Source organism: Aeromicrobium sp. REDSEA-S32_B7 (assembly GCF_001626145.1).
Lineage (GTDB): Bacteria > Actinomycetota > Actinomycetes > Propionibacteriales > Nocardioidaceae > Aeromicrobium > Aeromicrobium erythreum.
The window spans coordinates 1-7,863 of sequence record NZ_LUNF01000085.1 but is presented as its reverse complement, the minus strand read 5'-3'; the positions used below and the strand labels follow the sequence as shown (position 1 = coordinate 7,863).

The 7,863-nt window shown below is 71.9% G+C and carries 8 protein-coding genes; 3 read left to right on the top strand and 5 right to left on the bottom strand.

The window, feature by feature from the left end:
• Positions 1–223 precede the first annotated feature (223 nt).
• Together A6Q79_RS06515 and A6Q79_RS06510 are read left to right on the top strand one after the other, a co-directional pair.
• A complete protein-coding gene (locus A6Q79_RS06515) occupies positions 224–1,513 on the top strand; it encodes a bifunctional o-acetylhomoserine/o-acetylserine sulfhydrylase (RefSeq protein ID WP_286689552.1) in 1,290 nt (429 codons plus the stop codon).
• Positions 1,510–2,625 carry a homoserine O-acetyltransferase gene (locus tag A6Q79_RS06510; protein WP_317697202.1) on the top strand — a complete coding sequence of 372 codons (1,116 nt, stop codon included), beginning with the start codon at positions 1,510–1,512 and terminating at the stop codon, positions 2,623–2,625. The genes A6Q79_RS06515 and A6Q79_RS06510 overlap by 4 nt, the downstream gene beginning before the upstream one ends.
• A 75-nt stretch (positions 2,626–2,700) precedes the next feature.
• On the opposite strand, the gene A6Q79_RS06505 is transcribed toward A6Q79_RS06510, so the two are convergent.
• The gene (locus A6Q79_RS06505; protein ID WP_067853069.1) at positions 2,701–3,396 is read right to left on the bottom strand and encodes a TetR/AcrR family transcriptional regulator; all 696 of its coding nucleotides are present in this window, start codon (positions 3,394–3,396) and stop codon (positions 2,701–2,703) included.
• 131 nt (positions 3,397–3,527) lie between these two features.
• Between A6Q79_RS06505 and A6Q79_RS06500 the strand changes: the two genes are divergently transcribed.
• Positions 3,528–4,442, top strand: a complete 915-nt coding sequence (locus A6Q79_RS06500; protein WP_286689554.1) for an NAD-dependent epimerase/dehydratase family protein — start codon at positions 3,528–3,530, stop codon at positions 4,440–4,442.
• A gap of 45 nt (positions 4,443–4,487) precedes the next feature.
• On the opposite strand, the gene A6Q79_RS06495 is transcribed toward A6Q79_RS06500, so the two are convergent.
• The 4 genes from A6Q79_RS06495 to A6Q79_RS06480 all read right to left on the bottom strand — a co-directional run bounded on the left by A6Q79_RS06495 (position 4,488) and on the right by A6Q79_RS06480 (position 7,641).
• The gene (locus tag A6Q79_RS06495; protein WP_286689555.1) at positions 4,488–5,246 is read right to left on the bottom strand and encodes an SDR family oxidoreductase; all 759 of its coding nucleotides are present in this window, start codon (positions 5,244–5,246) and stop codon (positions 4,488–4,490) included.
• A 1-nt stretch (position 5,247) separates the two neighbouring features.
• A complete protein-coding gene (locus A6Q79_RS06490; RefSeq protein ID WP_067853064.1) occupies positions 5,248–6,063 on the bottom strand; it encodes an SDR family oxidoreductase in 816 nt (271 codons plus the stop codon).
• 203 nt (positions 6,064–6,266) lie between these two features.
• Complete coding sequence (locus tag A6Q79_RS06485) at positions 6,267–7,115, bottom strand: rhomboid family intramembrane serine protease (RefSeq protein ID WP_067853061.1); 849 nt, start codon at positions 7,113–7,115, stop codon at positions 6,267–6,269.
• Position 7,116: 1 nt separating this feature from the next.
• Positions 7,117–7,641: a peptidylprolyl isomerase gene (locus A6Q79_RS06480; RefSeq protein ID WP_067853058.1), complete on the bottom strand. Its 525-nt coding sequence runs from the start codon at positions 7,639–7,641 to the stop codon at positions 7,117–7,119.
• Positions 7,642–7,863 lie beyond the last annotated feature (222 nt).

Here is a 7,863-nt window from a genome sequence, read left to right as displayed (position 1 = left end):
CGGCGGGGCGAACACGTGCGCGAGCGCGTCGGTGTTCGCGGCCTGCTCGATCGAGGCCAGCAGGCCCTCGTCACCCTCGGCGGCCGGTCGCAGATCCATCCGTCGATCCTCGCACGTCCCGGATCCTGAGACGTCTTCTCGGTCCCCGGACCCCGTGCCACGGTGGAGACCCACCCCGCGACACCCCGCTCGCGACACCCGCCGCGACAGCTGAGGAGACACCATGAGTGACCAGTGGTCGTTCGAGACCAAGCAGATCCACGCCGGCCAGACGCCAGACCCGACCACCGGTGCCCGCGCGCTGCCGATCTACCAGACGACGTCGTACCAGTTCCGCGACACCCAGCACGCCGCCGACCTGTTCAGCCTGGCGGAGCCGGGCAACATCTACACGCGCATCATGAACCCGACGCAGGACACCGTCGAGCAGCGGCTGGCCGCGCTCGAGGGCGGTGTCGGCGCGCTGCTGTTCGCATCGGGCCAGGCGGCCACGACCGGCGCGCTGACCAACGTCGCCGAGGCCGGCGACCACATCGTCGCGTCGGCCAGCCTCTACGGCGGCACCGACTCGCTGCTGCGCCACACGTTCCCGAAGCTCGGTATCCAGGTGACGTTCGTCGAGGACAACAACAACCCCGACGCCTGGCGCGCCGCGGTGCAGGAGAACACCAAGGCGTTCTTCGGCGAGACCATCGGCAACCCGAAGGGCGACGTGCTCGACCTGGAGGCCATCTCGACCGTGGCGAAGGAGGTCGGCGTGCCGTTCCTCGTCGACAACACCGTCGCCACGCCCTACCTGCTCAACCCGCTCAAGCACGGTGTCGACACGGTCATCCACTCCGCCACGAAGTACATCGGTGGGCACGGCACGGCCATCGCCGGGGTCGTCATCGACGGCGGGACCTTCGACTACGGCGCCCACGGCGACAAGTACCCCGGCTTCACCCAGCCCGACGCCAGCTACCACGGGCTCGTGTTCGCGGAGGCGCTCGGGCCGGCGGCCTTCATCGCCAAGCTGCGCGTGCAGTACCTGCGCAACGTCGGCGCCGCGATCTCGCCGTTCAACGCGTTCCTCATCGCGCAGGGCCTCGAGACGCTCAGCCTGCGCGTGGAGCGTCACGTCGAGAACACCCGCCAGGTCGCGGAGTGGCTGTCGGCCCGCGACGACGTCGCGACGGTGACGTGGGCGTCGCTCGAGGGCAACCCCTACAAGGAGCTCGCCGACAAGTACGTCCCGCGGGGCGCCGGCGCCGTCCTGACCTTCGAGCTGCCCGGTGGGATCGACGCCGGCCGACGGTTCATCGACGCGCTCGAGCTGTTCAGCCACGTCGCGAACATCGGTGACGTGCGTTCGCTGGCCATCCACCCGGCCAGCACGACGCACTCGCAGGGCACGCCCGAGGAGCACGCCGCCACCGGCGTCACCCCCGGTCTGGTGCGCCTCGCGGTGGGCCTGGAGGGCATCGACGACATCCTCGCCGACCTCGAGGCGGGACTGCGCGCGGCCAAGTGACCTCACCGCACCTGACCAGCCAGGATCTCCCTTCCGTCACCGGCGCGTGGCGGGAGGGAGATCCTGTCGGTTCCCGACGCTTCGCCGACGTCGGCGACGTCGCGCTCGAGAGCGGGTCGGTCCTGCCCGACGTCCGCCTGGCCTACGAGACGTGGGGGACGCCGGGCCGCGACGCGGTGCTGGTGCTGCACGCGCTGACGGGCGACAGCCACGTGGTCGGCCCGGCCGGACCGGGGCACGCCAGCCCAGGCTGGTGGGACACGCTCGTCGGGCCCGGCCTGCCGATCGACACCGACCGCTTCCTCGTGGTCTGCGCCAACATCCTGGGCGGCTGCCAGGGCTCGACGGGTCCCGCCTCCGTCGCCCCGGACGGTCGCGCGTGGGGCAGCCGCTTCCCCGACCTGACGGTCCGCGACCAGGTCACCGCGGAGGTGCTGCTGGCCGACGCCCTGGGCATCGAGCGCTGGTACGCCGTCGTGGGCGGCTCGGCCGGCGGCATGCGCGGTCTGGAGTGGGCGGTCGGGCACCCGTCGCGGGTGGAGCGGTTGTTCCTGCTGGCGACGTCGGCGCAGGCGTCGGCCGAGCAGCTCGCCCTGTCGTCGGTGCAGCAGGCGGCGATCACGACCGACCCGCACTTCCACGGCGGCGACTACTACGCCGAGCGTCGCGGCCCGACGAACGGGCTCGACCTCGCGCGACGGGGGGCGCACGTGGCCTACCGCAGCGAGCCCGAGCTCCAGCAGCGCTTCGGTCGCGAGCGCGAGCCCGACGGTCGGTTCAGCGTCGCGTCGTACCTGGAGCACCACGGCACGAAGCTCACCCGCCGCTTCGACGCCGGCTCCTACCTGGCCCTGACGCGGGCGATGGACTCCCACGACGTCGGGCGCGGCCGTGGCGGGGTCGCCGCGGCGCTCGGCCGTGTGACGGCACGGACGGTCGTCGCGGGGATCGACTCCGACCGCCTCTACCCGCTGCACCAGCAGCAGGAGCTGGCCGACCTGGTGCCGGGTGCGGACGGGCTCGACGTCGTGCACTCGGTGCACGGGCACGACGGGTTCCTCGTCGAGCAGGAGCAGGTCGGCGCCCTCGCCCGACGCGCCCTCGCTGAGTAGTCCCCACGATTCGGTACGTCATCGCCCCTCTCGGGGCGAGAAGTGGGCGATGACGTGACGAATCGTGGGGGGTGATCAGGGTGTGGGGAGGCCGACCGTGCCGGCGAGGGTCGCGACGTGGACGTCGAGGAACGCGGCGGGGTCGTGCAGGGTGTCGGGCCCGTACTGGCCGAACACCTCGAAGGCCACGGCGCCGACGAGGGCCGACCAGAGGCCGAGCGCGCGGGCGAGGTTCGTCACGGGCAGCGCCAGCGCGTACTCGGTGCGGATCCGCTCGAGGTCGGTGCGCAGGCTGCGCGGCAGCGACCCGTCGACCTCGCGCAGGTCGCCCCGTCGGTGTGCGTCCTCCAGCACCGTGAGCAGCGCGACGACGACCCTGGTGCCCGGTTCGACCGTCGCGTCCGGGGGTGCCGCGTAGCCCGGCACGGGCGTGCCGTGCAGCAGCGCGAACCGCGACGGCTCGCGCAGCGCCCACGACCGCATGGCCTGGGCCGCGGCCTGCAGGCGACGGACGGAGGTACGCCGTGACGACGCCGCCACCGCCGCCTCGACCTCGGCGCCCAGCTCGTCGTACGCGTCGACGATCAGGAGGGTCAGCAGCGCGTCACGGTCCTTGACGTACCGGTACACGGCCGACGACACCAGGCCGAGCTCCCGCGCGACGGCTCGCAGCGATAGCTCTGCGGGCGTGGTGGTCGCGAGCTGCTCACGGCCGATGCGGACGATGTCGCGCAGGGTCTGCTCGCGGGCGACCTGACGGGGCGTGGGCACGGTGCCACCCTACCGTTCACGACATCGACATGTCGATACAGAGAACACTGCTCTTGACAGCGCGGCGGTACGCGCGCACCCTGGACGCACAACCAACAGAGAGCAGTGCTCTCTCAACGTCAGGAGTCACCATGAGTATCTTGGTCATCGGCGCTGGTCAGATCGGCCCGCACGTCGCCACCCTCCTCGCCGAGCGCGGCGAGGCGGTCACCGTCGCCACCCGGTCCGGGTCGGGTCCCGAGCACCCGCTCGTCACCCGCACCCGCCTCGACGCCACCGACGCCTCCGCGCTCGACCGCGCCTTCGCCGACGTCGACGTCGTGCACCTCTGCGTGCACGCGTCGGCCTACCGCCCCGACGTCTGGGAGCGCGAGCTGCCCCCGCTGGAGCGGGCCGTGCTGGCCGCCGCGGAGCGCCACGACGTGCACGTGGTCTACCCGGAGAGCGTCTACGCGTTCGACACCTCCGGCGTGCTCGGAGCGGCGCCGAGGATCGCACCGCGCTCGGCGATGGGGCGGGTGCGCGCCACCCTGCTGGAACGTCGAGCTGCGTCGACGGCGCGCACCACGAGCGTCGTGGCCTCCGACTTCTACGGCCCCGGCGCGGCGATGGCGCACGGCGGCGACCGGATGGTCGGGCCCGCGGCGTCGGGCCGGACGGTGCGCCCGCTCGGCCGCGTCGACCTCCCGCACGCCTGGACCTACCTGCCCGACCTCGCCGCCGCCATGGTCGCGGCGGCCGACGCCACCGCAGGGCCCGACGTCGTGCTCGCACCGGTCGTGCACGCGTCGCAGCACGAGCTGGCACTGGCCTACGCCCGCGCCGCCGGCCGCGACGACGTCCGCGTGCGGGCCGTGCCGGCCTGGGCGCTGCGAGCCGGCGGCGTCGTCAACGCCGACGTCCGGGCGATGGCCGAGATGTCCTACCTCTTCACCGAGCCGCTGCTCGTCGACGAGGGCGCGACGATCATGCCGGCCACTCCCCTCGACGTCGCCGCCGCAGCCGTCGTCGACCCGGCGTCGCGGAGCACCGTCGCCCGTCCCTGAGCACCGAGGGGGCGATGGCGGTCCACGACGGGACGAGCGTCAGGGTCAGACGAGCTTGCGGACCACGCCGCGCGGCGCGTACCGCAGGACCTGGCCGAGGGGGCCCCACGGCCAGCCGGGCGTGGCGGCGGTGTCGACCTCCTTCTGGATGGCCTTCACCATCGAGCGCACCCCCGTGGGGGTGTCGACCATGAGTCGCTGCTCCTGCTCGACCTGCTCGTTCATCTCCGAGGCGATGTAGCCCGGGAACAGCGTCGTCACGGCGATGTCGAGCCCGCGGCGACCGACGAGGTCCATCCGGATGCCCTCCGCGAGGTGGGCGACCGCTGCCTTGGTCGCGGCGTACGCCGTCATCGAGCCGGGCATGCCGCGCATGGCCGACATCGAGGAGATGACGACGAGGTGGCCGGCCTTGCGCTCGTAGAAGTGCGCCATGGCGGCCTCGCACTGCGCCATCGCCGCGACGACGTTGGTCTCGACGGTCTCGCGGTTCGCGGCGAACGCGCCGGTGCCGATGCGTCCGCCCTTGCCGAGCCCGGCGTTGACGACGACGCGGTCGAGGCCGCCGAGGTCCTGGATGGCCCGGGCGAAGACGTCGAAGACCTGCTCGTGGTCGTTCACGTCGAGCGCGTGCACGACCACCTGGACGTCGGGGTGCGCCGCCGTGATCTCCGCGGCGAGGGCCTCGAGCCGGTCGACGCGCCGCGCGGTCAGCGCCAGGGAGTGACCCTGTGCCGCCAGCTGGCGAGCCATCTCGGCGCCGAGCCCCGAGCTGGCACCGGTGATGAGCACGTTCGTGCGCACGTCAGTCCCTCCGGCCCATGCGCACGGCCGCCTTGGCCATCTCGCGGTAGTACAGCGGCCGCAGGAACCGCTTGGCGGCGTAGGCCAGCTTGCCCTCGCGGTCGGTCAGGACGATGTGCCGGCCCTTCTCGACCTCGGCGATGACGATGGCGGCGATGTCGGCCGCGGTGCGCTTGGAGCCGTCGATGAGCTTGGCCGCCGACTTCTGCGCCGACTCGTCCTTGCCGCGCAGCGAGGAGGTCAGGTTGGTCTTGAAGAAGGTGGGGCAGACGACGCTGACCTGGATGCCCGAGGGCTTGAGCTCGTGGAACAGGGTCTCGCTGAGCGCGACGACGCCGGCCTTGACGGAGTTGTACTCGCTCATGCGCGGCGGGTGGATGAGCCCGGCCGCCGACGCGGTGTTGACGATCGTGCCCCGACCCTGCTGCTTCAGCAGCGGGACGAACGTGCGGCAGCCGCGCACGACGCCGAGCAGGTTGATGTCGACGATCCACTGCCACTGGTCCATCTCCGACAGCTCGATCCGGCCACCCGCCGCGACGCCCGCGTTGTTGAAGAGCACGTCGAGCCCGTCCCACGTCTCGACGACGTGGTCTCGCACGGTGCTCCAGTCGACGTCGGACGTCACGTCGAGGGTCCGGTAGGACACCTCGGGGTGGGCGGCCGCGAGCGCCTGCAGCACCTCCGGGACCTCGGCGTGGACGTCGGTGGCGAGCACGCGACACCCCTGCTCGGCCAGCTGGGTGACGAGGGCGAGGCCCAGCCCGGAGGCCGCGCCGGTGACGAGCACGCGCGTGCCCGGGACGAAGATCGACATGCTCAGATACTAACGGTATCCGAAACTCGTCGTCCACGACCCGGCCCGCCGGGCCCCCACGGTGCACAGGTGTGGACGGCCCTGTGCACGAGTTACACCCGTGTTGTTCACAGGTGTGGACACGCCTGTGCGCGAGTTACACGCGTGTTGTTCACAGCTGTGGGCAACGCTGGGGAGAACGACAGACGTGTGATTCAGCGCACTCAGCCCAGCAGCTGCTGGGAGCGCACCAGCACCGCGACCACCACGGCCGCCCACACGAGGGCGAAGGCCGCCACCTGCACGAGCGTGCGGCGCGTCCGCGGCCCGTAGGCGAACACCGCGCCCAGCAGCACGCCGGCCACGAAGCCGCCGAGGTGGCCCTGCCAGCTGATCGGGCCGAGGAAGCCGATGGCCACGTTGACCGCCAGCAGCGCGAGCAGGCCGCGCACGTCCTCGCGTGCCCGGAGCATGAACAGCAGCGCCATGCCGAACAGGCCGAACACCGCACCCGACGCGCCCGCCGTCCCGCTGAACGGCGCCGACAGCCACATGACGAAGACGCCGGAGACCACGGCGGTGGTGAGGTAGGCGGCGATGAAGCGCACCGTGCCCAGCTTCCGCTCGACGAGCGGGCCGAACAGGTAGAGCGCGTACATGTTGAAGAGGATGTGCAGCGTCCCGAGGTGCAGGAACGCCGACGTGAGCAGCCGCCACCACTGACCGTCGGCCACGCCGACCGGGAACATCGCGCCCTGCTGGTACAGCGGGCTGCGCAGGTCGCCGGTGAGCAGCTGTAGGACGTACACGACGACGTTGATCCCGATGATCACCAGCGAGACCGCACCCTCGCGGGTCTGCAGCGCACCGCCGGCGACCGTGCGTGGCAGGCGCACCGACTTCGCGCCGCGGTTGACGCACTCCGGGCACTGGAAGCCGACGGACGCCTCGTTCATGTCCTGCGTGCAGATGGGCCGCTCGCACCGCTGGCAGCTGATGAGCGCCTCGCGGTCCGGGTGGCGGTAGCACCGGGGCGCGCCGTCGGGGCGCGACCCCGGTGCCGTTCCGGTCATGTCAGCCGCGGTCGATGGTGACCTTCTCGATCACCACGGGCTCGACGGGACGGTCGAAGCCGTCCGTCGGCACCGCGGCGATCGCGTCGATCACCTTCTGGCCGGCCTCGTCGGCGACCTCGCCGAAGATGGTGTGCTTGCGGTTCAGCCAGTCCGTCGGGACGACCGTGATGAAGAACTGCGAGCCGTTGGTGCCCGGTCCCGCGTTGGCCATCGCCAGCAGGTAGGGCTTGTCGAAGCGCAGGTCGGGGTGGAACTCGTCCTCGAACGTGTAGCCGGGGCCACCCGTGCCGGTGCCGAGCGGGTCGCCGCCCTGGATCATGAAGTTGCTGATGATGCGGTGGAACGTGATGCCGTCGAAGAACGGGCGCGTGGCGACCTGGCCGGTGGCGGGGTCGAGCCACTCCTTCGTGCCCTCGGCGAGGCCGACGAAGTTCTCGACGGTCTTGGGGGCGTGGTCGGGGAACAGCCGGACCACGACGTCGCCGTGGTTGGTGTGCAGGGTAGCGCTCAGCGGGGAAGACACGTCAGTCCTTCGGGGGGATCGTGCGGGACGGGACCTTGACATCTTCCCACGACCCGACAACTGCGGCCGGTCGACGCACCGCGACGCGAGACGGCCTGCCGCCCGCTAGCGTGGGCCCATGCGAGAGCACCCCGTCCGACTGGTCCTGGCCCTGCTCGCCGTCGTCGCCGGCATCGTCGTCGCGCGGAACCTCACCGCCGACCGCGGTGGCGTGTACGACCC

Bases quoted from the DNA above. Each gene is read 5' to 3' on its own strand.
- A6Q79_RS06515 (WP_286689552.1), top strand. From the start codon at position 224: ATGAGTGACCAGTGGTCGTTCGAGACCAAGCAGATCCACGCCGGCCAG.
- A6Q79_RS06500 (WP_286689554.1), top strand. From the start codon at position 3,528: ATGAGTATCTTGGTCATCGGCGCTGGTCAGATCGGCCCGCACGTCGCC.
- A6Q79_RS06490 (WP_067853064.1), bottom strand. From the start codon at position 6,063: ATGTCGATCTTCGTCCCGGGCACGCGCGTGCTCGTCACCGGCGCGGCC.
- A6Q79_RS06485 (WP_067853061.1), bottom strand. From the start codon at position 7,115: ATGACCGGAACGGCACCGGGGTCGCGCCCCGACGGCGCGCCCCGGTGC.